We start from the raw sequence: 22,583 nt of genomic DNA on the forward strand, positions 1-22,583 counted from the left end.
CGCGGAATTTAAATGAGGATGCAGGATGAAAAAAGGAAAACGCACCGAAGCGCTTGATGTGAAGCGCAAAAACCGGCGGAAGTGGATCAAAACCTGGATCCAGTTCTTCCTGGTGATCATGGTCATCTTTCTGATCTACCAAGCCGTCGCAAGAACCGACCGCTACGCCGAACCGGACAAGTCGACGTGGCATAATCGAAGCGGGTTTGTCGCGCTGTCTTATTTTGGGGTCAGCCGAACCGGAACGCCGCTTCTGATCGATAAAGCCCAGCTCAAAGCCCAGCTACAGACCCTCCATGACCAAGGTTATGTCACTGTGTCACAGCAGGACATCCTCGATTTCTACCATAAGGGGAAAGCGCTGCCGGACAAGGCGCTGTTTTTGTCCTTTGAGGACGGGCGCAATGATTCCAGTCTTTATGCCCAGCCTTTGCTGGAGAGATACAATGATAAGGCGACCTTCCTCACCTATGCCAACAAGATGGGGAACGGGGATCATAAATTCGTGCAGCCCAAGGAACTCCGCAGCATGATGAAAAGCGGGTATTGGGAAATGGGGACCAACGGGTACCGTTTGACCTACATCAATATTTTCGATAAAAACGGCGGCTACATCGGCGTCAAGGACGAAAATAAGCTGGACAGCAAAGAGGACATCGAGCATTATAATCACTATCTTATGGATTTTATCCGCGATGAAAATATGATTCCGCTCGAGGACCGGGGTACGATGCAGGCGCGGATCAGCAAGGATTATCAGCTGATGGACACGGTCTATACCGACAAACTCGGCTTCGTGCCCGGCGTCTATATGATCATGCATGCCAACGCGATGTACGGGAGCATGAACCCGCTTGTGACGGATGTAAATGACCGCAATATCCGTTCTCTGTTCCAGATGCACTTCAACCTGGAGGGCAATGCGTTCAATGGGCCGTCACAGGATGTGTACAACCTGACCCGCGTCCAGCCTGAGCCCTATTGGTCAACCAACCATCTTTTAATGAAAATTGGCAAGGACAGCGGCGAGCAAATGACGTACGTGACCGGGGACCAGAAGCAGTCGGGGCAGTGGAAGCAGGCTGGAGGCGCCGCCGAATTCAAGGATAACCGGATCGTTCTGACGTCACCGCCTGCCGGAGAAGGCAAGCTTTTGCTGGATCAAGGAGAACAGGCGCCTGAGGATTTCACCTTAAGCGCGAAGGTTTCCGGCAACGTGGTCGGCAAACAGTCTTTTTACTTTAGGGACTGTGGAAACGGTCAGCAGTACGTGCGCGTCACGCTGGACCGCAATGAAATCCAGGTGGAGCAGAAGCTGTCTGGGTCGTCTGTGACTGTCTTGGGTTCACAAAAGCTGGATCCGGTCAGGTGGTCCTCGGAGGACCTCGCCTTTGACAAGGCAACGGTGTATTCCGCCGAAGAAGCGCAGGCCGGCGCCAATCCGGATGACGAGGATGAATATCCCGTCAACATCAAAAGTACCCGGCAGATTCAAATGAAGGTGTCGGGAAATCGGCTGGAGGTCATCGTGGACGGGCAGCCCGTTCTCCAAGCCTCGGTCGATCCTTCGCTGAAGGGTGGTGCCGTGGGACTGGGATCAGCCTATAGTCCGCAAAACACCAAGGACGATATCTATGACGGAATCTTTGAGGATGTCACGGTAACTACGGAAAACGCGGCGGATGGAAAAACCTCGGTGTGGTATACAAATAAGCTGCTCGGCTGGAAAAAAGTTGCGGCGCAGGTTGAGCATGCCATGGACGCGACGATCGATTGGGCCATCGATACGTTCTGACGAAAGAGCAATTTCAAAGGCGAAATGGCGGTGTAATGAGAAGATGGGTATGAAGCAAGTGGCTCAATCCGGATGGATGACTTTGGTGCTTGTCATCTTCGCCGTAGGGGCCGGTTTCAGCATTTGGATGAGGCAGCCGGCGATGCAAGCGGCGGCTCCGCCGGCCAGAACTCCTGTGAACCTCACCGCATGGGTGGTGGATTGGCAGTGGGAGTCGGGGCTTACGGATGCAAGGGAGCTGGGCAACGCTCTGAGCCGTGTTCAGGCGTTTGCCGCCTGTTTTGACGAATCGGATCAGCCCTATTTTACGAAGGCGTTCCAAGAAGCGCTGCCGCAAATCCGGGAAACGGCGGAGGCTGCCGGCATCGGCGAGCTGAACTTGACCCTTGTTAACGATATCGTGCGGCAGGACGGCAGCGAGTCCCCCAAAGACTCGGAGCTGGTCTCGCGGTTGGTATCCACGAAGGAAGCGCGGGAGAAGCATATCGCCGAGATTGAGGCCCTGCTCGATCAATACTCGTTTCAAGGGGTGGAGATCGATTATGAGCGCATCCCGGACAAGGACTGGGGTTATATGACGGCTTTTTACCGCGAATTGTATGAGCGAATGCATGCCAAGGGGAAATCGCTCCGCATCGTGCTGGAGTCAAGGGCTCCCGTCGAAACGCTGAAGCTGCCCGAAGGGCCTGAATATGTGATGATGGCCTACAATTTGTACGGTACGCACAGCGGTCCAGGACCGAAAGCGGACAAAGTTTTTCTGAAAAAGCTGGCCAAGCGGATGACAGCCGTTCCGGGGGTGAAGACGATCGCGATTGCGGCCGGTGGCTTTGACTGGCATGGGGATCAAGTGACTGCCATTACCGAACAGCAGGCCGTAAAGATACGGTACACGAACGGCTCGGAGCTCAAGCGGGACGCTGCCAGCGGAAGTCTGCACTATCAGTACACCGATGATAAGAACGTAAAACATACGGTGTGGTATGCGGACGGTTCAACGCTGACTTCCTGGATCGACACGCTGCGCCAAGCTGGGGTTAGCCATGTGGCCCTATGGAGGCTGGGGGAACTCGGAAGCGGAACTTTGGACAAGCTGGTTCAAGCTGCCACAACGGCAAAGTAAATAAAAGGCCGCTGCGCGTTTATGCGTCAGCAGCTCAATGATGGATTTCCGGAGCACCCATGGAGGCATGGGTGCTCATGTATTTTTTCGGAGAGATGCCGCAGGCGGACTTAAACGCTTTGCTGAAAGCGTAAATGCTGCTGTAGCCAACCTGCTCGGCGATCGCGGACAAGGATAACCGGCTGTACATCATCAGCTCCTTGGCCCGCTCCATCCGGTACCGGATCTGGAATTGGTGTGGGGACACGTCATACGTCTGCTTGAATACGCGCGAGAAGTGATACAGGCTCAGGCAGGCCGTTTTGGATAAGTCCTCCAGCCGAATGATGTCATTGTAATGCTCCATGATGTGGGTCACCGCCCGCTCCATCGCAGCCTGATGAAGCGATATCTGCCCATGTCCGGCTGATTTCAGGCCCTTGATGATCAAATACAGAATATCCAGCACGAGCGATTTCTGAAGCAGCGGAAATTCGGCATCCCGGCGCTCGTAGGCGTGGATGAGCTGCATCAGCTCCTGATGAATTTCCGCATGGTTCTGTACCCGGATCAGATGGGGGATTTCCAGCACGGAACCGAGCCAATCCGGCCGGAGCCACGAAAGCTCTTGTTGGCTGCATTCCGCCCGCAGTTTAAAGTTGATCGGTACCTCCTCGTAGTCTTCATAATACAGGGCGTCGAAATGGATATGGGGCATCCAGCAGGGTCCCCTGGAACGGACAAATTCATGCTCAATACCGGGCTTGAACAGCAGCAGGTCGCCTGGAAACACAGTCAGTGAATCCCCGCCAATCCGGATATCGAGCTCGCCTTGTTCAACATACAGCAGTTCGTAATCAAAAATGATCCGCGGCGCCAGTTTCATACGGTCAACTTTGTGATGCCACGCCCTTCGCACGTAGGGGGATAAGGCTTGCAGCAGCTGTTGCCGGTCCATACGCTTTGACAGCTCCCTCCTTTAATGGTCCCTTATCCGGGTTTCCGCTCTTTCAGCGGCTCGGCGGTTCTTTATTCTGACAATAGCAAGAATGGATAACAAATAACAAGTCCCAACATCGATAAAGAGGGGAAACGCCTGTAGAATGACTTGTAACCGCTTTAATGCAAATCCGATTTGACCAATGACAGGAGAGATGAGCATGGAACCTTTTAACGGGCTGAACATGGGCCTCGGCAATCTATTCCGGATGTCCTCTGCACAGACGAGATCGATCAGCGCGGAAAATGTGACGGGAGCTAAAGGAAAAGGCGGCATGGCCACCCAGGGAACCGGAGCGAATGCCGGCCGGGATTTGGGTCAGGGATGGAAAATATCTCCATCGGTGGAGATCAAACCGGGTGAGGTGTTTACCGCCGCAGAAATCGACGGACCCGGGGCCATTCAGCATATTTGGCTGACCTGCTTTCCGGACAGCTGGCGTCATATGATTCTGCGCTTTTATTGGGATGATGAGCCGGAGCCTTCCGTAGAAGTGCCTGTCGGCGACTTCTTCTGCAACGGATGGTGCGGGCGGAGCAATGTCAACTCCCTGCCTGTGGCGGTCAATCCCGCCGGCGGGATGAACAGCTATTGGGTGATGCCGTTTCGAAAGAAAGCCCGGGTTACGGTAGAGAACCGGATGGACAAACCCGTCGTGCTGTATTACCAGTTCACCTATACGCTGACCGAGGTGCCTGAGGATGCGGCCTATTTTCACGCCCAATGGCGCCGGAGCAACCCCTTGCCGTATAAGCAGGACCATGTGCTTCTGGATGGCGTGAAGGGGAGGGGACAGTACGTCGGCACGTACATCGCCTGGCAGGTGAACAACACGGGGTGGTGGGGAGAAGGCGAGATCAAGTTCTATATGGACGGCGACCGCGATTTCCCGACGATTTGCGGCACCGGGACCGAAGACTATTTTGGCGGCGCATGGAACTTTGAGCATCCACAAGGACAGTACGGTGCGTTTTCCACTGCCTATTTGGGCTTTCACCAGCAAATCAGACCGGACGGCCTATACCGGAGTCAGCAGCGATTCGGGATGTACCGCTGGCATGTGATGGACCCGATCCGGTTTGAACAGGACTTGAAGGTAACGATCCAGGCGCTCGGTTGGCGTTCCGGCGGCCGTTATTTGCCGCTGCAGGACGATATCGCCTCCGTCGCTTTCTGGTATCAGTCCGAGCCGCACACCCCGCATCCGCCGCTGCCGGATAACGATGGCCTGGAGGTTGTTTAATCCCCGCCCTTTCCGGTTAAAGCATGCATAATGCGGTTTACATTGGCCGAAAATGATGTTAATATGGTCAAAATCAAATCGGAACGAAAACGCGGTGAAGAGAAGAGTAGATGAACGGGCAGCCTTACAGAGAGCTCCGGCAGCTGTGAAGGAGCAGGCCGCCCGTCATTGAAGCAAGCCTCCGAGCGGCGCATCGGAAGAGGGATTCTCATTCCTTCGGATGGTGCGACAGGAGCTCCTGTTACAGAGCTAGGGTATAAGCATGCGTGCATGCCGTACCCGAAGAGGCGGATGTAGCGATAGATCCGCGAACCGGGGTGGCACCGCGAAATACAATCTCGTCCCCAAGACGTCAGCGTCTTGGAGGCGGGATTTTTTTGTTTTCTTTTTGATTGATATAAGAGCAGGAGGGGACAGTTTATGGAAGGAAAAGTAAGGAAAGAAGATGCCGTGGATTTTCTAACGAAAATCGTGATGGAGGATGTGGTAAACGAAACGTATTCCAGACCGATCGCGACCCGGTTTCCGCCGGAGCCGAACGGCTATTTACACATCGGAAGCGCCTATGCCATTCACGTGAACGCAGCCATTGCCGAAGCATTTCACGGGAAGATGAATCTGCGCTTTGACGATACGAATCCACTGAAGGAAGACATGAAATACGTGGAGGCGATCCGGGAGGATGTCCGGTGGCTTGGTCTGGACCTGCCGGTATACTTTGGCTCGGATTATTCGGAAGAGATCTTCGAAGCGGCTTTGAAGCTCATCCGTAAAGGAAAGGCTTATGTCTGCGATTTGTCGGCGGAGGAAATGACGGAATACCGCGGAACGCTCACGGAGCCTGGAAGAAACAGCCCTTATCGGGAGCAGTCTGTGGAGGACAATCTGTCCCTGTTCCGTCAAATGAAGGAAGGCCGGTTCCCGGACGGCGCCAAGGTGCTGCGGGCCAAAATCGACATGTCTTCGCCCAACATCAACTTGAGGGACCCGGCCTTGTACCGCATCATCCACGCCGAGCATTACCGGACAGGGAGTGAGTGGTGTATCTATCCGATGTACGATTTTGCTCATCCGATCCAGGATGCCATCGAGGGCATTACGCATTCGCTGTGCTCCGCGGAATTCAGGGATCATCGCCCCTTGTACGAATGGGTGCTGCGCGAACTGGAAGTGCCGGAACCCCCGAAGCAGCGGGAATTCGGACGTCTGAACGTTTCCGGAATGGTCACGAGCAAAAGGTACATCAGGGAGCTGGTCGAAGGCGGATTCGTCGACGGCTGGGATGATCCCCGCCTTCCGACCTTGAAGGGGCTGCGGCGAAGAGGCGTTACGCCGGAAGGCCTGCGGAGGTTCATGCACGAAGTGGGCATGCTGAGGGGGAGCAGCACGGTGGATGCCGCGATGCTCGACTACTTCATACGAAAGGACTTAAAGGATAAGTCTGTCGCTGCGATGGTTGTGCTTGATCCGCTTAAAGTCGTCATCACGAATTATCCGAAGGATGAGGTGGAAATGCTGCATCTCAACCACAGCGATGCCGATCCGACGCTTGGCAGCAGGGATGTCCCCTTTTCTGGAGAATTGTATATCGAGCGGGAAGACTTTATGGAACATCCGGTACCGGGCTTTCATCGTCTGTTTCCAGGAAGCGAAGTTCGATTGAAGGGGGCGTATTATTTAAAATGCCATCATGCCGTCAAGGATCCGGAGACCGGTGAAGTGATTGAGCTTCACTGCACGTACGATCCCGAGACAAAAAGCGGGACCGGGTTCAGCGGCAGAAAGGTGAAGTCGACGATTCATTGGGTGTCCGCCGCACACGGTATTCCCGCCGAGATCCGCTTGTACGGCAGCCTGCTGAAAGATGCCGCGTCCGTGGTGGAATCGGACAATGATTGGGCAGAGCTGGTATCTCCCGATTCCCGAACCATTTACAGGCAAGCTATAATGGAACCATGGATGAAAAATGCTTCACCGGAAGCCAAATACCAGTTTATCCGCCAAGGCTATTTCTGCCTGGATCCCAAACATCTGACCGGGCCGGTACCGGTATTTAACCGGATCGTTTCGCTGAAAGATTCATGGAAGAGGGAAACATCGCGTTGACCTACGCGCTGCATACGCTGCCGCAGAGCAATTCATTGATAATCAGAAGGATATGGAGGTCTTTTACGATGAAAATCCAACAACTTACGATAAATGCCCGGCATTTTGCGGAGATGAAGCAATTTTACGCCGGGAAGCTCGGTCTTCCAGTGGCCGAAGAACAGTCGGATAGAGTCACCATTCAAGCTGGCGGAAGTCAGCTCATTCTTCAGAAGGCGGAAGCGCCCGGCGAAAAATCGATGTACCATATTGCCTTTACGATTCCGACGAATCTGCTCGAAGCTTCCAAAAAATGGGCCGCTCAGCGTGGAATTACACTGTTCCGCGATCAGGACGGGGATCAATTTCATTTCGAGAACTGGAATGCCGATGCCTTGTATTTTTACGATCCGGATGAGAATCTGATTGAATTCATTGCCCACCATTCCTTTGATAACGCCGAAAATGAGGACTTCACAAGCAGCCAGCTGCTGCGAATCAGCGAAATCGGGCTCCCTGTTGATGAAGTGGCCGCTGCCGTGGAACAGATTCAAACGACGCTGGGACTGTCCATGTGGAGCGGCGACGGCCGGCAATTTGCGGCGATGGGCGATGCCGAGGGCTTGTTGATCGTGGTGAACCGCGAACGGCCTTGGTTTCCGGACGGAAGAGCGCCGATTGTCAGCGGGACACGGGTTGTCATTCAGGCACAAGGCAACGAGCAGCTTTTGCTGCAGGCAGATCAGTACGACATTCTGTCCCGGGACGAATAATCCGCTGCGGCTGGTCCACTGTCGTAATGAGGATCGGAGTCAGCGTGATATAATAAAGGAACCATTCGAAATGAAAAAGTCAGAAGGCAGGGAGTTATGGCCAACATTCACGAAATCGCCAGACGTGCCGGTGTTTCGGTATCCACAGTATCCCGGGTTCTCAACCAGCATCCGTACGTTTCCGCTGAGAAAAGAGCCGCCGTGCAGCGAGCCATCGACGAACTGGATTACACGCCAAACCGCAATGCGGTTGATTTGATCCGCGGCCGGACCCGCAGCATCGGCGTGATCATCCCGTACAACAACAACCCGGCTTTCGACCGGATGTTAAGCGGTGTATTGAACAAATCGGTTGAGGAAGATTACACCGTGACTGTGCTTCCAACCCGGTATGATCCGGAGAAAGAGCTGGAGTATTTAACGATGCTGAAAACTAAACTGCTCGACGGGATCATCATTACGTCCCGTGCCAACGATTGGTCGTCCATCGTCCCCTTTGCGGGATATGGTCACATCGTAGCCTGCGAGTATACGGAGCTGGAGGAAATCGGCTGCGCGTACATTGACCGGTATGCCGCGACGCTCGAGGTGTTTTCCTTCCTGAAAAACAGGGGACACACAGAGGTTGCGTTCACGGCGGCAAGAGGGGAGACCAGCATCAGCACCCGGCTGACGATGCAGGCTTACCGGGACGTTTTTGGGGAAGTATCGCCATGCCGGTGCCTGGATGGCTGCACCACATTGAAGGATGGTATGGATGCAGCCCGCCACTTTCTTGAAGGAGAAGTCCGGCCGACCGCCGTGTATGCCAACGGGGACGAGGTGGCGGCCGGAATCCACCAATTTGTTCTCTCTGCCGGGCTGCGCATTCCGGAGGATATCGCCATCATCGGACAGGAAAATCAGCCGATTGGCCAAGTCCTTCAGCTTACCACGGTAGACCATCAGCTCTTCATGGTAGGTGAGGAGGCTTTAAGGCTCGTGACCCGTGGTTCCAGGGAAAAGGTGCAGATCCCGTACCGGATCATATACCGTTCTTCATCCGGATAAAGCCAACAAAAAAGACCCGTAGGAGAACATCAGCGTTACTCCGGCGGGTCTATACTATGTGATTTTTATGTAATTTAATCCAAAAGGCTAAATTCTATGAAACATATTGAAATGTAAGTGCGTATATGATATTATAATGTGTACTCCAAAATTAATCACATTATTACCATTTATCGTATCACAACGATTGGTGATTGTCAATATTTTTTACACCTCAGAAAGCCGTATCAAGCGATACAGAGAGATTATTTTCAGGGGGAGGAACGTACAGGATGATGGAAGAACGTGAACGCGATGAAGTGATGAGAAATCAAGCCGAGTCGAATCAACAGGAGCAAGATCAGCCCTACGCTGACGTCGAGCTGCTGCCGACGGGCATGAAGAACGATGATTCTGTGCGTATGTACTTGAAGGGAATTGGCCGTGTCGGCCTGCTGAGCACGGAAGAAGAAATCAAACTGGCCAAGCGCGTCGCCGAAGGAGACGAGGAAGCCAAGAAAATTATGGTCGAGGCGAACCTGCGTCTGGTTGTCAGCATTGCCCGGAGATATGCGGGCCGCGGCATGCAGCTGTTGGATCTGATCCAGGAAGGCAACATGGGGCTCATCAAAGCCGTAGATAAATTCGATTACACGAAAGGCTTTAAGTTCAGCACCTATGCCACATGGTGGATCAGACAGGCGATTACGCGGGCCATAGCCGATCAGGGAAGAACGATCCGGATTCCGGTTCATATGATCGAAACGATTAACAAGCTGGCACGTATATCGCGGCAGCTGGTACAGGAGCTTGGACGCGAACCCGAAGTGGAAGAAATCGCTGCGGCGATGGAGCTCAGCGTAGAGAAGGTCCGTGAAATTATGAAAATTTCGCAGGATCCGGTTTCGCTCGAAACACCGATTGGGGACGAGCATGATTCCAAGCTGGGTGACTTTATTGAGGATCATGACGCCCTGGCACCGGTTGACTCTGCGGCGTTCACCTTCCTGAAGGAGCAGCTGGGCGATGTGCTCGACACGTTGACAGAGCGGGAAGAGAACGTTCTCCGTCTGCGCTTTGGCCTCGAAGACGGCCGCACGCGCACGCTGGAAGAGGTCGGCAAGGTATTCGGCGTAACCCGTGAGCGCATCCGCCAGATTGAGGCGAAAGCGCTGCGGAAGCTGAGACACCCCAGCCGGAGCAAACGATTGAAGGATTATATCGATTAAACGATAGAGTCTAAGCGAATTCATTCGATTTGGAATTCATTAATCATTTCATATGTCATCATATTCATTTGAAAGCTGTCTGCAGGTCTAACTGCAGGCAGCTTTTCTCGTTGGCCGTGGCTTGAAGGTCTGAAAAAGATCGGCGCTGGTTACACTGATTTTCATAGAAGGAGGTTGGAAGATTGTGATCATCAGTATATTAATCGTGACCAATGTCTGCTGGCTGCTGCTTTATCTCCGGCAGAAAGGGATGTTGATGCATTACCGATCCAGTGCGATCGATACGCTGACCACCCATGACGAGATGAAAGAAACGCTAAAAATCGGCTTATATCATCGATATAAAAAGGAACAGGGTGAAGACAAGGACAAAGGGTCCCTGGAGTTTGAGGCGTTTGTCGCCGAAATGATGGAAGCGGTAAGGGGAGGACGGACCTATGTAACCCGAGCATCACGCAATTACGGAATCGATATCGAGGAGCACACCGACCATGGCTTGTACCTGGGGCTTGCCGTCTGTGCTGACGACCGGAATCCGGTGGATTACGGCCCCATTGCCGTGGTCCATTCCCAGATGGTGAAGCGCGGTGCCGTCGGCGGGTATGTAGCGACGACCGGGGAATTCACGGCGGGTGCGTACCAGTATGCCGATGAACTGAACATCGAGCTGTACAATGGAGACAGGCTGGTGGAGCTGTGGGTGGGAAGCGAAGAAGCCGAGGAAGAAGAACTGACGGAGTTCAGCCCGGCGACGTGACTGTTCCCCTTGATTTCACTGAAGGAAACAGCCGCGTCCATGCTGTTGATAAGACCGCCTACCCCAGGCGGTCTTTTTGCTGCTTGTGCCTAAATTCGTAAGGAGTCAGGCCGCATTCCTGCTTGAACAGCTTGGAAAAGTAAGAATCGTTGGCGTAGCCAACCTTTCCGGCGATCATATGAACAGGCATTTGTGATGTGGCGAGCCAATGCTTTGCCATCTGAATTCGGGTCTCGATAATGTAGTTGCCTAACGGCACACCCGTTTCCTTTTTAAACAAACGCGCCAAATAATCCGGATTGAGATAGACGGTTTCGGCAAGGTTGTTCCGCGTCAGATCTTCCCCGATATGCTTGCTGATATACAGCTTGATTTCCTCCACGACCGAGTTGGGCTTTTCCGCAAACGTCCGGTACGCCAGAGCAGTATCTACCAGATAAGCGATATACTGCTCCATATCTTCAATCGATTGGAGCGACTGCTGAAACAATTGATCGTTGGTGCTCCCGGAATACAGCTTATGAGCCTGGATTTCCCGCTGCTTCAGAAAAGAGTAAATCATCTGCATCAAATCAAGCCGGAACTGCCGCAGTGCGGACACATTCAGCGCCTGCCGCCCGGTCAATTCATGCAGATACCGGCTTATCTCCGCACAAAATGCGGAAGCGTCACCATCGCTCAGCAGTCTTTCCAGCAGCTCCAGGTTGGGCGGGATATAAGCCGCTACGTCCACCGGCCGTTGATCGATACGGAAGACTTGATTACGGATGTTGATCATTTCTTCATTGATCTGAATCAGCTGCCGGATCATAAGATGCACCGCCGCCAAGCTCTCAGTAAGTCCCAAATGACAGTATACGTCGCACTTCAGGAACCGGTTGGCTTTGGGGATGAGGGAGGCGCATGTGTCTTCAATCTGACCGGTAGAAGGCTCGGCGCTCCATTGTAAAATGACAATCCAGTGGTTCTCCGTGTATTCCAGCACCGTTTCGACCTTGTACAAGGGACTCCGCAGCAGTTCGTTCAGCACGTTGAGCAGGGCGTAATCAAACAGGTCCTTGTCGTTTTTGCCAAGACTCCCGTCATGAGGAAACACCTTGATGATCAGGGGCGTAAACCGGTCGGACAGCTGATAAGGCAAATGCTGTTCCTCCATAACACGCTGAATGGCCTGGGGTTCCGAGGGAAAGCTTTTGCCCGTGATCAGCTTGCGCCAGAACAGCTCCAGCAGGCGGTTCTGGTTTTTTTTCCACAGCAGCCCCTCGCGGGCAGCCTCCTCAATCGAACGTTCCTCGCTCGCTTTATTGGCCGCCTTGCGGATAATCAGGGCTAATTTGTCAAACTCGATCGGTTTGAGGAAATAATCGAAGCTCTGCAGTTCGATAGCTTTCTGGGCGTAGTTAAAGTCCGCGTAATTCGTCAGGAATATCGCCTGCACCCGGTAGCGCTCCTCCCGGATCCAGGCCAGCAGCTCCAGGCCGCTGCCTTGCGGCATTTCAATATCGCATATGAGAATGTCTACGGCTTGCTGCTGCAAAATTTCCTTCGCCTGGGAAACGTTATAAGCCGTGTAAATTTGCTCAATGGAGAGTGCTTGCCAGTCGATTTTGCTTTCGAGCGCCGTTACGACAAAATAATCGTCATCCACCAGTAACACGTTCATGCGATTCCTCCTTAATCAATGGCTTCCGGCGGCGATACGGGGATGGTGATGGTTACTTCCGCTCCGCCTCCCTCGCGGTTAGAAAAGGAGACGTCTGCTTGACCCTTGTAGAGCAGTGTAAGGCGCTGTATCGTGTTCATTATACCGATCCGGTTGCCGTTCTCCGCGTTCAGCGGCCCACCCTGCATGAGCTTTTCTAAAATGTCCGGAGGAAAGCCCAGTCCCGAATCCGAGATGGTGATTTTGGCAAGAGCATCCGGCATTTCCCTGCTGACCGATAACGTAATGTTCGCCTCGGTGACGCGTGATACGGCATATTTAACGGCATTTTCAATGAAGGTCTGCAGCACGAGCGGGGGAATGCGGATATCTCCGGTTTCTGCATCTTGGGAAATATGATAGGCGAAGGCGTTCCTGTACCGGTGACGCTGGATGTCGAGATAAATGCGGACATGCTCAATTTCATCCTGCAGCCGCACGAAGTTGTACCCGTTCTGAAAGATGTAGCGAAAGTATTGGGTCGTCGACATGGCCATCCGCTCGATTTCGCCATACATTTGCATTTGGGCCATGCTGTACATGCTCGTCAGGCAGTTGAGAAAAAAGTGCGGGTTGATCTGCAGCTTCATGTAATCCAGCTGGATCCGCTGCTTTTCCAGCTCCTGCTCATACATATCGATCTTGATCCTGCGGATTTGCCCGATCAGATCCTTAAACTGCTGGCTGGCCTGCTCCAGTTCGATAATCTTGCTGTTTTTAAAATCCAATGCGGCGCTCTCCTCGTTCCACCGGGCGAGCGTATCCGAGAAGCTTTGGATCGGCCGCAGCACCCGTTTGTTGAAATAGAGCATGACGATGCAGAGGACGATCGCGATCATCAGCGCCAGCAGAATGATGACCAGCTGGGCGATCATAATTTTTTCGAACGTGCCGTATCTGGCAATCATTTGAACGCTGAATGAGGCGTCGGAGAACCGGCTGGTCACGGCGGCCCGGGAGTGGGCGAAGCCGAAGGGAGAAGGCTTGGCGGTATCCAGCGCCTGGGTCTCATCCACGCGGATCGGTGTGGAAATATTGATCCCATGTTCATCAACAAGTGAGACGGTGCCGTTCTTCCCCATGTCGATGCTCTGCAGCGGACGGATCAGTTCGTCTGCAGAGATAAGGCAGATCAAATAACGGTCATGATAAGGGACGATATTGACAATATAATATTTATTCCGGACAAGGACCGGCGTCCAGCGGGAATAAAACTTGTCGTATACATTTTTGTCCTCGGCGTAGGAAATGATCTGCCGCTTCAGTTCCAAATAATCGGGATACCCGATGCTTAAGGGAGCGCAGTTCAGGAAAAAGTCTTTGTTTTTCAGATAGATGAAAAATTGATATGCCTGGCCGTAATTTTTCTGCAGCTCGGTAAATCGCTGATGAAGCTGGGTGTTGGACTTTAGAAATTCGGCCGAACCTGAAGCGTTCTCATCCATCGTCTCGATGATTTGGTCATTGGCCAGCGACCAGCCCATGTAGTGATTGATGTAGGCGAAATCATGGTTGATCCTGTTGATGTACAGATCTGCTGTGTCCCGCAGGCTTCGGCCGGACTGCTGCTTGACGATGGAGATCGAAGCATAGCTGATCATAAAATCGAGGACCAGCGCCGTAAATAAAATGACAATCAGCATGTTGACATAATGTTTGACCGGGTAAGGTTTACCGGTACGGTGGATGATTGGCCGCATGAAAATTCTGTTCTGACGCCTCCTCTTATGAATGCGCTTTATTTTTCATTATATATAACCCCGGCCTGTAACAAAATGCGAAATACTGCGCATCTGCTCCAAAAGTCCGGATAGTGACATCCTTACGTCCGGATCGGACGGTTGGCGTGGGTGCGCGGACAGACTTTTCCGTACCCGGGAGTCCGGATAACGGCGGCAAGAGGTCCGATTAAGCCCCTCAAGTCCATTTATAATGAGTCTTGTTCCGAAAGAAAGGAGAGAGGGGGGACCTGCGTTGAAATCAGAGTCATCCGGCTTCCGGCGAAACTGGGGCAGAATCGAACGTAATTGGGGGCTGTACGTGCTGCTGCTGCCGGCGGCGATACTGCTGCTGCTGTTCTCCTACAAGCCGATGTACGGCGTCCTCATTGCGTTCAAGGATTACAGTCCGGCGCTGGGCATTGTGGGAAGTCCTTGGGCAGGGATGAAGTATTTCGAGAAATTTTTTCATTCCTACCAATTTAACGTCACGATCAAAAATACGCTGATCATCAGCCTGTACAGCATCGTGACCTTCCCGATCCCGATCGTATTGGCCTTGATGGTCAATCAGATGCGGGCGAACCGGTTTAAACGGTTTTTTCAAACCGTGACGTACATGCCTCATTTTATCTCTACCGTCGTCATGGTCGGCCTGATGCTGATTCTGCTGTCTCCAGGGAGCGGCCTGATCGGCAGCATCTACCGGCTGTTCGGTGCGGAGGCACCCAATATCATGGGATCGGCCGGGATGTTCAGCAGCGTGTATGTCTGGTCAGATGTGTGGCAGCACGCGGGTTGGGACAGCATTATCTACATTGCGGCGCTGTCAGCCGTAGATCCGAGCCTCTATGAAGCGGCAACCGTAGACGGTGCCAGCCGCTGGCAGAAAATCCGTTACATCGATATTCCGATGCTGATCCCGACGGCCGTCACCTTGTTTATTTTGCGGATGGGCGGGCTGCTGGGCGTCGGCTTTGAGAAGGCGTATCTGATGCAGAACAACTTGAACATCTCATCCAGCGAAGTCATTTCTACGTACGTGTACAAAATCGGTCTGCTCAGCAGCCAGTACAGCTTCTCATCGGCCATCAACCTGTTTAATACGCTGATCAACTTTGTGCTGCTGATCCTGGTAAACCAAATTTCCAAAAAGCTCAGCAGCAACAGTCTGTGGTAAGGGAGGGAATACACCGTGGAAGCCATGCAGGCGGCAAGCACCGCCACCGGAAGGGCCGGCGGCCGGTCATCCGACCGCGTTCTGGAAGTTTTGCTCTACATCGTCGCGGTGCTGCTGCTGATCGTCCTCATCTATCCGCTATATTTTATCGTTATCGCCTCCTTCAGCGACCCTTCGGCCGTGGGCAACGGCCAGGTATGGCTGTTTCCGCGAGGCTTTACGCTCGACGGCTACAAAGAGCTGCTGAAGCATGAGAACATTTGGATCGGATACCGCAATACCATTCTCTACACGGTCGTCGGCACAGCGATCGGTCTGATCGTGAACGTATCGGCCGCTTACGCATTGTCCCGGAAAGACCTGGTCGGCCGCAAAGCGATTTCCCTGTTTTTTATTTTCACGATGTTTTTTAGCGGCGGCTTGATTCCGACCTTCCTGACCATCCGGGATTTTCACATGTACAATACTTTCCTGGTGATGGTGCTGCCATTTTCGGTCGTCGTTTACGACATCATCGTAGCGCGGACCTTTTTCCAGACCAGCATTCCGGGGGACCTGTGGGAGGCGGCCCAGATCGACGGGTGCGGCAACTTGCGTTATTATGTCCTGGTCGTGCTGCCGCTGTCCAAGGCGGTCATCTCCGTGCTCGCTTTGTGGATCGCCGTCGGCTACTGGAACTCCTATTTTAATGCTTTGATTTATTTGAAAAATCCTAATTTGTATCCGCTGCAGTTAATTCTGAGAAACATCCTGATCACGAATCAAATGCAGTCGAGCCTCGGCAGCGGGGAAGCGGCCAATATCGCGCTGCGGCTGGCGAACATGATGCGGTATTCGGTCATTATCGTATCGACCCTCCCGATTATGTGCCTGTACCCGTTCGTGCAAAAGTACTTCAACCAAGGGGTGATGATCGGAGCGGTCAAGGAATAAACGGCAAGGCCATTTAATAAATATTAGGGGGATTTCTGGAATGGGCAAAAAAAGAGCCGGTAAACTGTTGGTTACCTTGGGGCTGGTGTCCACGCTGCTGGTCGGTATGACGGCGTGCAGCGGCGGCGACTCCGGCGGCAAAACGGCCGAAAGCAGCGACAGCTTCAATCAAACAGGCCTTCCCATCGTGAAGGAGCCGATTACGCTGAACGTGCTGACCGTCCGGTGGGGAAATATGGGCGACACATTCACGAAGAACACCTGGCTGCAAAATTTGGAAAAAGAAACGAATATCAAGATCAACTGGCAGGTCATGTCTTCCAACGATTGGGGTGAGCAGAAATCGATCATGCTGGCCAGCGGCACGCTGCCTGATATTGTCTTTGGGGACATCGCTTTCTCCGACTCGGATATCGTGAATAATCTCAGCCTCTTCCAGCCGCTGGACGATTATATTGACAAGTACATGCCGAATTTGAAAGCGGCCATGGAGGAATCGCCGGAGCTGAAGAAGCTCAGCACTTTCCCGGACGGCAAAATGTACTCCCTGCCCGCAAGGCTGCCGTCCCGTCCGGTGACGCAGAATCAGCCGGTCATCAACAAAGCCTGGCTGGACCGCCTTGGGCTTCAGGTTCCCGAGACGATTGATGAGCTGCATCAAGTGCTGAAGGCTTTTAAAGAAAACGATCCGAACGGCAACGGTAAAAAGGACGAAATTCCGTACAGCGGTTCCGGCGACATCAGCATGGACCTGCTCAATCCATTCGGCATTACGGACCTGAATGGTACCGGCATGATGATCAAAGACGGCAAACCGGTGTATTATCCGACGTCCGAAGAATACAAGGAAGCGATCAAGTGGGCGCATCAGCTGTTCTCGGAAGGACTGATCGACCAGGAGCTGTTTACCCAGGACAACACAATGCTGACAGCCAAGCAGCAAAATCCGGACGTATCGCTGGTCGGCTTCACCCATCAGTGGACACCGGATGCGGTGTTCGGGAAATGGAAGGACGAATATGTCACCATTCCGACGATATCCGGACCGGACGGTAAGCGTTATCAAGTCGGCGATCCGAACGGGCTCAGCTACCGGCGTAACGAGCTGCTGATCACCACGACATGCAAATATCCGGAAGCGGCAGCGCGCTGGGCGGACCAGTTCTATACGAACGAAGCCAGCATCCAAAACTTCTGGGGCGCCATCGACACCGTCATTAAGAAGAACGACGACGGCACCTATGCCCTGATGAATCCGCCGGCAGGGACCAGTGCGGATGCGTGGTATTGGGAGTCCTCCGTCCGTGATTTTGGCCCGAAATACGTGAGCCCGAGCTTTGAGAAAAATATTATCCTCGACCCGAGCAACGGGGACGGCCTCAAGCTGACCATCGACAAGCTGGGCAAGGATTACGTTACGACCCCGTTCCCGAATGTCATGTATACCGCTGAGGAATTTCAGGAGCTGCCAACGCTCACGACCGATATCGATACGTATGTGCGGACGACGCGCGCTCAGTGGATTACAAAAGGCGGTATCGACGAGCAGTGGGACGCTTACATTAAAAAGCTGAATGAGATGGGTCTGGAACGGCTGGTGACGATCCGGACGGATGCCTATGAGCGTTACAACAGCGTAAAATAGCGCGCCGGACGATTCCAGACCGTCAGTATTGGCTTTTCGAAGGAGTGCTGAACATTATGAAAGTTACGGTCTGGAATGAGTTTCGTCATGAGCAGCGGCATGCCGCCGTCCGCGAGATTTATCCGGATGGCATCCATGGCACGATCGCCGGATTTCTAGAGAAGGCCGGATTGACGGTTGCAACGGCGACGCTGGATGAACCAGAGCACGGATTGACCGATGAGGTGCTTGCGCAGACGGATGTGCTTGTCTGGTGGGGTCACCTTGCCCATCATGAAGTCCAGGATTCGGTCGTGGACAAAGTGTACCGCCGGGTCATGGACGGGATGGGTCTCATCGTGCTTCACTCCGGCCATGCCTCCAAAATATTCGGGCGGCTGCTGGGAACGCCGACCGGGCAGCTGAAATGGCGCGAGGCGGACGACAAGGAACGGATCTGGGTCATTAACCCGGCTCATCCCATTGCCGCCGGTCTCGGCGAGTATATCGAACTGCCGAAAGAGGAGATGTACGGGGAGCATTTTAACATCCCGGCGCCCGATGAGCTGGTGTTCGTGTCCTGGTTCGAGGGCGGGGAAGTATTCCGCAGCGGAGCCGTGTTCTACCGGGGACGGGGCAAAATTTTCTACTTCCGTCCGGGTCATGAAACCTATCCGACTTATCATAATGAGGAAATTCAGCGGGTGATCACAAACGCCGTGCAATGGGCTGCTCCCAGCGGTGCGGCGGCTCCGGTCTACGGCAACCGGGCGCCGCTGGAGCCTATCCTGGTTAAGGGATAAAGCGCCCTGCATTACAACCGCACATATTGGCGGGAACCTTCCTCTTAGCCCGCTCCTCTCCCAGGATCAAATCATAGAATATGATGTATTCCGATGCGAAGGAGGGACTCGCTCATGAGTGAAGTAGCTGGTGTTGGATACGGCGGTGGCTTGTGGGGAAACAGCGTAGCTGCCATTCTCGTTCTGTTCATTCTCCTCGTCATTATCACAAAGGCTTTCATCTATTAATCTCTCAAAGGGCTTAGCTATCGGCTAGGCCCTTTGCATTTGTACGGCAGCTGAAATGGAAGCCCGAAGAAAAGTTAGGTACGTATAACAAGGGAGTCTGAGCGAACAACTCTGTGTCGTCGCCTTGATGTTTACATAATCTTCATTACGTAAATCTTCGAACGGAATCGCACCTGCTTACTATGTACCAAATGGAGTTTTGGCACTGGAGCCAATCCCATTCAGCTTTTTCTTTCCCTGGTTGGTGTCGTCCCCATGTACTTTTTATAGAGCTTCGTAAAATAATTCGGATTATCAAGCCCTACACGCGAAGCGATTTCCGTCACGGACTCGTTGGTTTCGGTCAGGAGCCGCCGGGCTTCCTTTACTCGGCAGATGTTAACATATTCAACAAAAGTGCGGCCCGTCAACCGCTTGAACAGCTTGCAGAAATAGTATGGATTCAGGCTGACCTGCCGGGCCGCCTGCTCAACGGTCATCTTATCCGAAAAGTTCGATTCGATATGCCGGATCAGCTGCTTAAACCTCTCCCGGTTGGGAAAATAAGCGTTATGCGTCTCAGCTTCGAGCATGCTCGGATTATTCTCCCTGGCCAACAGCGTCAAGAAGAGATGCAGTCTGGATTTCACGGTCAGCTGGTATGCCGGAGGCTTGGAGCTGAGTTCCCGGATGATCTCCTCCAAGTGGGCCAAATAACCGGGATGCCCTTCTTCAAAACAGCTAATTTTTACAGGGAACCGAAGCCGGCCTTCCAGATAGGGGGCGACGTATTGAATATGTATAGGATCATGCAGCCAGTCATTAAACAGGGAAGCATTAACGACAATGCAGTCATAATGGACGTCGCCTTCGGCGAGGGAGTAGCCTACGTGAAGGCTCCCGCCGGGAATGATGAGGACATCCCCTTCAGCTGCAGCATACGGGCGGCTGTCGATATGGAACACGGCGCTGCCGCGCTTCATGACAAGCAGCTCAAAATGCTCGTGCCAGTGCAGGTACAGAATACAGTGGCCGGCGCGGGCGGCAAGGCAGCGGTTTTGAAAAAGCTGAAACGGATAAGCGGTATTTTCCAGCGCGGTATCTTCCCATAGGTCCCTGGGATAGGTCATTTCCACACCCCCTCAAAATCAGACTAGTATTCCACAAGATCGGTTAGAGAAAACGGCGGTTCTCCCCGCTATAATGGTGATGTTAGAAATACTATATGTCAATATAGGAGTGATCACAATATTGGATACCAATATCATGCGTATCGGAACGCTGGTCGGCGGCTCTGACGCGGTCCGGGTGATCCCGCAGATCGTCAAGCACGGCTTTGAATCGTTTAATCTGACTTTTTGGCAAACCTCGGGGAGCACCGATCTGAAGGAGCTTGCTGCGCGAATGAGAGAGCTGGCGGATGAACATGATTTTGTCATTTCGGCCATCAGTGTGTTCGGCAATCCTTTAACAGGGGAAGGCAACAATGAGGATACGCTGGCGACGTGGGAGCGGCTGATTGATCATGCCCATTTGTTCGGCACTGAAATTGTATCCGGTTTCACGGGCCGTTTGACGGGACGTCCCATTGACGAATCCATCCCGAAATTTGCGGAGGTATTTGGAGAGCTGGCGCGGCGGGCGGCAGGTCAAGGCGTCAAACTGGCGTTTGAGAACTGCGACATGGACGGGACGTGGAAGACCGGGGACTGGAATATCGCCCATGGTCCGGCTGCGTGGGAAATGATGTTCAATGCCGTGCCGGCGGACAATCTCGGACTGGAATGGGAGCCATGCCATCAAATGGTCAGCCTGATCGATCCGATCCCGCAGCTTCGCAAATGGGCCCCGAAAGTGTTCCATGTGCATGGAAAAGACGCCACGATCGCATGGGATGTCGTCAGAGAGCACGGCGTTCACGGCAATCAGCCGTTCGTCTGGCACCGGACGCCGGGATTCGGCGACAGCAACTGGGCGGACATCATCACCATTTTGCGGCAGAACGGATATCAGGGAACGATCGACATCGAAGGTTGGCATGACCCGGTTTACAGGGGCGAACTGGAGATGACGGGCCAGGTTCACGCATTGAATTATTTAAAACGGTGCCGGGGCGGGGATTTCATCCCGAATCCGGTGTAGGAGGACAAGCGGATGACTGCGAAGTACAAAGTCGTCGTCGCAGGCTGCGGCGGCATGGCGAATACCTGGGTCGATTATGCGGCCGGGCGGGAAGACACCGAGATCGTCGGATTGGTGGATATTAAAAAGGAAGCGGCGCTGGCGATGGCTGAGCGCAAGTCGCTGAACTGCCCGGTATTTACAGATGTCAAGGAAGCGATTCAGGCTTCGGGAGCCAATCTCGTTTTTGACGTGACCATTCCTTCAAGCCATCATGGTGTGAGCGCGACGGCTCTGGAGCTGGGCTGCGACGTATTTGCAGAGAAGCCGCTGGCTGAAACGATGGAGGACTGTCTGGACATTGTCCGGAGATCGGCGCGGACCGGGCGCACGCATGCCGTGATGCAGAATCGGCGTTACGACCCGCGCATCCGGGCTTTCCGCAAGCTGATTGCCGAGGGAACGATCGGACGGACGGGGTTTATCGGGGCAGACTTCTTTATCGGCGCCCATTTCGGCGGCTTCCGCGAAGCGATGGCCAGCCCGCTGCTCCTCGACATGGCAATCCATACGTTTGATCAGGCCCGCCTCATTACGGGAGCCAATCCGGTCTCCGTATACTGCCACGAATTTAATCCTCCGGGGTCCTGGTATGAGGGGAATGCCATGGCGATCTGCATCTTTGAGATGTCCGACGGCACGGTGTTCAACTACCGCGGCTCCTGGTGCGCTGAGGGGATGCCGACATCCTGGGAAGCATCCTGGCGTGTCACCGGAGAAAAGGGGACGGCCGTTTGGGACGGGCACGGCGAACTTTATGCCGAAGTCGTAGCCGAAGGGGATCAGGACGGCAAGTTTATCCGCGAATATGCGCGCGTGCCAGGCGTGCTTGATTCCATGCGCAATACTTTTCATCACGGCTGCCTGGACGAAATGTTCGCGGCGCTTGAAGCGGGGCGCAAGCCGGAAACGGACTGCAGCGACAACATCTACAGCATGGCCATGGTGCTGGCTGCGCTGGAAAGCGCCAAGACGGGCAGCAAGGTGCTGATCCGGGAAGTGATGGAGGCGGGCCCTGCGGTGCAGGCATAGCCCGTTGAATCCAACTTATCAAGGCGGATGAATGGTTATCATCCATTTCGTTTGCTGTTACATGACATGACAAGGACTGCAGGCTTTTGCTGCAGTCCTTTTTGGCTGCATCAAGTGTAAGAAATACGCCTTCATCGCTTTACCGGACTGAAAATTTAATGAGATTAATGATCCCTTTACATTCCAATGA

19 protein-coding genes and 1 other annotated feature are annotated in these 22,583 nt (G+C 53.4%); of the genes, 15 read left to right on the forward strand and 4 right to left on the reverse strand.

The annotated features are described in order from the left end of the window. Positions 1 to 25: 25 nt before the first annotated feature. Both GCU45_RS31015 and GCU45_RS31020 read left to right on the forward strand, forming a co-directional pair. Positions 26 to 1,795: a polysaccharide deacetylase family protein gene (locus GCU45_RS31015; protein WP_152403774.1), complete on the forward strand. Its 1,770-nt coding sequence runs from the start codon at positions 26 to 28 to the stop codon at positions 1,793 to 1,795. Positions 1,796 to 1,844: 49 nt separating this feature from the next. Beyond that, the gene (locus GCU45_RS31020; RefSeq protein WP_167527296.1) at positions 1,845 to 2,918 is read left to right on the forward strand and encodes a glycosyl hydrolase family 18 protein; all 1,074 of its coding nucleotides are present in this window, start codon (positions 1,845 to 1,847) and stop codon (positions 2,916 to 2,918) included. A gap of 34 nt (positions 2,919 to 2,952) precedes the next feature. Here GCU45_RS31020 and GCU45_RS31025 read toward each other — a convergent pair whose 3' ends face one another. Further along, on the reverse strand, positions 2,953 to 3,855 hold the full coding sequence (locus GCU45_RS31025) for a helix-turn-helix transcriptional regulator (protein ID WP_152403777.1): 903 nt from the start codon (positions 3,853 to 3,855) through the stop codon (positions 2,953 to 2,955). A 202-nt stretch (positions 3,856 to 4,057) separates the two neighbouring features. On the opposite strand from GCU45_RS31025, the gene GCU45_RS31030 reads away from it, so the two are divergent. The 6 genes from GCU45_RS31030 (at position 4,058) to GCU45_RS31055 (ending at position 11,013) form a co-directional block, all read left to right on the forward strand. Continuing rightward, complete coding sequence (locus GCU45_RS31030) at positions 4,058 to 5,140, forward strand: glycoside hydrolase family 172 protein (RefSeq protein ID WP_152403779.1); 1,083 nt, start codon at positions 4,058 to 4,060, stop codon at positions 5,138 to 5,140. A gap of 85 nt (positions 5,141 to 5,225) precedes the next feature. Beyond that, positions 5,226 to 5,489: a binding site (T-box leader), on the forward strand. A 71-nt stretch (positions 5,490 to 5,560) separates the two neighbouring features. Further along, complete coding sequence (locus tag GCU45_RS31035) at positions 5,561 to 7,246, forward strand: glutamine--tRNA ligase/YqeY domain fusion protein (RefSeq protein ID WP_152403781.1); 1,686 nt, start codon at positions 5,561 to 5,563, stop codon at positions 7,244 to 7,246. A 68-nt stretch (positions 7,247 to 7,314) separates the two neighbouring features. Next, on the forward strand, positions 7,315 to 7,998 hold the full coding sequence (locus GCU45_RS31040; protein WP_167527297.1) for a VOC family protein: 684 nt from the start codon (positions 7,315 to 7,317) through the stop codon (positions 7,996 to 7,998). Between the two features lie 96 nt (positions 7,999 to 8,094). Continuing rightward, entirely contained in the window at positions 8,095 to 9,048 is a 954-nt protein-coding gene (locus GCU45_RS31045) for a LacI family DNA-binding transcriptional regulator (RefSeq protein ID WP_152403785.1), read from the forward strand. A gap of 302 nt (positions 9,049 to 9,350) precedes the next feature. Continuing rightward, positions 9,351 to 10,256 (forward strand): RNA polymerase sigma factor RpoD, encoded by a 906-nt coding sequence (gene rpoD, locus GCU45_RS31050; protein WP_186381884.1) that lies wholly within the window; start codon positions 9,351 to 9,353, stop codon positions 10,254 to 10,256. Between the two features lie 184 nt (positions 10,257 to 10,440). Beyond that, the gene (locus GCU45_RS31055) at positions 10,441 to 11,013 is read left to right on the forward strand and encodes a restriction endonuclease (protein WP_244364746.1); all 573 of its coding nucleotides are present in this window, start codon (positions 10,441 to 10,443) and stop codon (positions 11,011 to 11,013) included. 58 nt (positions 11,014 to 11,071) lie between these two features. Here GCU45_RS31055 and GCU45_RS31060 read toward each other — a convergent pair whose 3' ends face one another. Together GCU45_RS31060 and GCU45_RS31065 are read right to left on the reverse strand one after the other, a co-directional pair. Beyond that, entirely contained in the window at positions 11,072 to 12,676 is a 1,605-nt protein-coding gene (locus tag GCU45_RS31060) for a response regulator (RefSeq protein ID WP_152403789.1), read from the reverse strand. A gap of 11 nt (positions 12,677 to 12,687) precedes the next feature. After that, the gene (locus tag GCU45_RS31065) at positions 12,688 to 14,415 is read right to left on the reverse strand and encodes a sensor histidine kinase (RefSeq protein WP_152403791.1); all 1,728 of its coding nucleotides are present in this window, start codon (positions 14,413 to 14,415) and stop codon (positions 12,688 to 12,690) included. A 274-nt stretch (positions 14,416 to 14,689) separates the two neighbouring features. Between GCU45_RS31065 and GCU45_RS31070 the strand changes: the two genes are divergently transcribed. The 5 genes from GCU45_RS31070 (at position 14,690) to GCU45_RS31090 (ending at position 19,201) form a co-directional block, all read left to right on the forward strand. Beyond that, positions 14,690 to 15,613, forward strand: a complete 924-nt coding sequence (locus GCU45_RS31070) for an ABC transporter permease (protein WP_244364747.1) — start codon at positions 14,690 to 14,692, stop codon at positions 15,611 to 15,613. Positions 15,614 to 15,637: 24 nt separating this feature from the next. After that, complete coding sequence (locus GCU45_RS31075) at positions 15,638 to 16,546, forward strand: carbohydrate ABC transporter permease (RefSeq protein ID WP_116231709.1); 909 nt, start codon at positions 15,638 to 15,640, stop codon at positions 16,544 to 16,546. Between the two features lie 40 nt (positions 16,547 to 16,586). Beyond that, positions 16,587 to 18,191 carry an extracellular solute-binding protein gene (locus GCU45_RS31080; RefSeq protein ID WP_152403794.1) on the forward strand — a complete coding sequence of 535 codons (1,605 nt, stop codon included), beginning with the start codon at positions 16,587 to 16,589 and terminating at the stop codon, positions 18,189 to 18,191. Positions 18,192 to 18,244: 53 nt separating this feature from the next. Next, entirely contained in the window at positions 18,245 to 18,973 is a 729-nt protein-coding gene (locus GCU45_RS31085) for a ThuA domain-containing protein (RefSeq protein ID WP_152404682.1), read from the forward strand. Positions 18,974 to 19,087: 114 nt separating this feature from the next. Further along, the gene (locus GCU45_RS31090; RefSeq protein WP_145134200.1) at positions 19,088 to 19,201 is read left to right on the forward strand and encodes a sporulation protein YjcZ; all 114 of its coding nucleotides are present in this window, start codon (positions 19,088 to 19,090) and stop codon (positions 19,199 to 19,201) included. A gap of 221 nt (positions 19,202 to 19,422) precedes the next feature. Here GCU45_RS31090 and GCU45_RS31095 read toward each other — a convergent pair whose 3' ends face one another. Next, complete coding sequence (locus GCU45_RS31095) at positions 19,423 to 20,310, reverse strand: helix-turn-helix domain-containing protein (RefSeq protein ID WP_152403796.1); 888 nt, start codon at positions 20,308 to 20,310, stop codon at positions 19,423 to 19,425. Between the two features lie 136 nt (positions 20,311 to 20,446). Here GCU45_RS31095 and GCU45_RS31100 point away from each other — a divergent pair, with 136 nt between their 5' ends. Both GCU45_RS31100 and GCU45_RS31105 read left to right on the forward strand, forming a co-directional pair. Beyond that, positions 20,447 to 21,322, forward strand: coding sequence for a sugar phosphate isomerase/epimerase family protein (locus GCU45_RS31100; protein WP_425281320.1), 876 nt, complete (start codon positions 20,447 to 20,449; stop codon positions 21,320 to 21,322). 12 nt (positions 21,323 to 21,334) lie between these two features. Beyond that, positions 21,335 to 22,393: a Gfo/Idh/MocA family protein gene (locus GCU45_RS31105; protein ID WP_152403798.1), complete on the forward strand. Its 1,059-nt coding sequence runs from the start codon at positions 21,335 to 21,337 to the stop codon at positions 22,391 to 22,393. The last annotated feature ends 190 nt before the right edge of the window (positions 22,394 to 22,583 follow it).

Origin of the sequence: Paenibacillus cellulositrophicus (assembly GCF_009363095.1) — a bacterium.
GTDB classification, from domain to species: Bacteria; Bacillota; Bacilli; order Paenibacillales; family Paenibacillaceae; genus Paenibacillus_AQ; species Paenibacillus_AQ favisporus.

What these genes read in the sequence shown, in the direction of transcription:
- GCU45_RS31065 (WP_152403791.1), bottom strand. Translation starts at nt 14,415, where the DNA reads ATGCGGCCAATCATCCACCGTACCGGTAAACCTTACCCGGTCAAACAT.
- GCU45_RS31090 (WP_145134200.1), top strand. Translation starts at nt 19,088, where the DNA reads ATGAGTGAAGTAGCTGGTGTTGGATACGGCGGTGGCTTGTGGGGAAAC.
- GCU45_RS31035 (WP_152403781.1), top strand. Translation starts at nt 5,561, where the DNA reads ATGGAAGGAAAAGTAAGGAAAGAAGATGCCGTGGATTTTCTAACGAAA.
- GCU45_RS31015 (WP_152403774.1), top strand. Translation starts at nt 26, where the DNA reads ATGAAAAAAGGAAAACGCACCGAAGCGCTTGATGTGAAGCGCAAAAAC.
- GCU45_RS31025 (WP_152403777.1), bottom strand. Translation starts at nt 3,855, where the DNA reads ATGGACCGGCAACAGCTGCTGCAAGCCTTATCCCCCTACGTGCGAAGG.
- GCU45_RS31080 (WP_152403794.1), top strand. Translation starts at nt 16,587, where the DNA reads ATGGGCAAAAAAAGAGCCGGTAAACTGTTGGTTACCTTGGGGCTGGTG.
- rpoD (WP_186381884.1), top strand. Translation starts at nt 9,351, where the DNA reads ATGAGAAATCAAGCCGAGTCGAATCAACAGGAGCAAGATCAGCCCTAC.
- GCU45_RS31105 (WP_152403798.1), top strand. Translation starts at nt 21,335, where the DNA reads ATGACTGCGAAGTACAAAGTCGTCGTCGCAGGCTGCGGCGGCATGGCG.
- GCU45_RS31045 (WP_152403785.1), top strand. Translation starts at nt 8,095, where the DNA reads ATGGCCAACATTCACGAAATCGCCAGACGTGCCGGTGTTTCGGTATCC.
- GCU45_RS31100 (WP_425281320.1), top strand. Translation starts at nt 20,447, where the DNA reads ATGCGTATCGGAACGCTGGTCGGCGGCTCTGACGCGGTCCGGGTGATC.
- GCU45_RS31030 (WP_152403779.1), top strand. Translation starts at nt 4,058, where the DNA reads ATGGAACCTTTTAACGGGCTGAACATGGGCCTCGGCAATCTATTCCGG.
- GCU45_RS31095 (WP_152403796.1), bottom strand. Translation starts at nt 20,310, where the DNA reads ATGACCTATCCCAGGGACCTATGGGAAGATACCGCGCTGGAAAATACC.
- GCU45_RS31060 (WP_152403789.1), bottom strand. Translation starts at nt 12,676, where the DNA reads ATGAACGTGTTACTGGTGGATGACGATTATTTTGTCGTAACGGCGCTC.
- GCU45_RS31020 (WP_167527296.1), top strand. Translation starts at nt 1,845, where the DNA reads ATGAAGCAAGTGGCTCAATCCGGATGGATGACTTTGGTGCTTGTCATC.
- GCU45_RS31075 (WP_116231709.1), top strand. Translation starts at nt 15,638, where the DNA reads ATGCAGGCGGCAAGCACCGCCACCGGAAGGGCCGGCGGCCGGTCATCC.
- GCU45_RS31040 (WP_167527297.1), top strand. Translation starts at nt 7,315, where the DNA reads ATGAAAATCCAACAACTTACGATAAATGCCCGGCATTTTGCGGAGATG.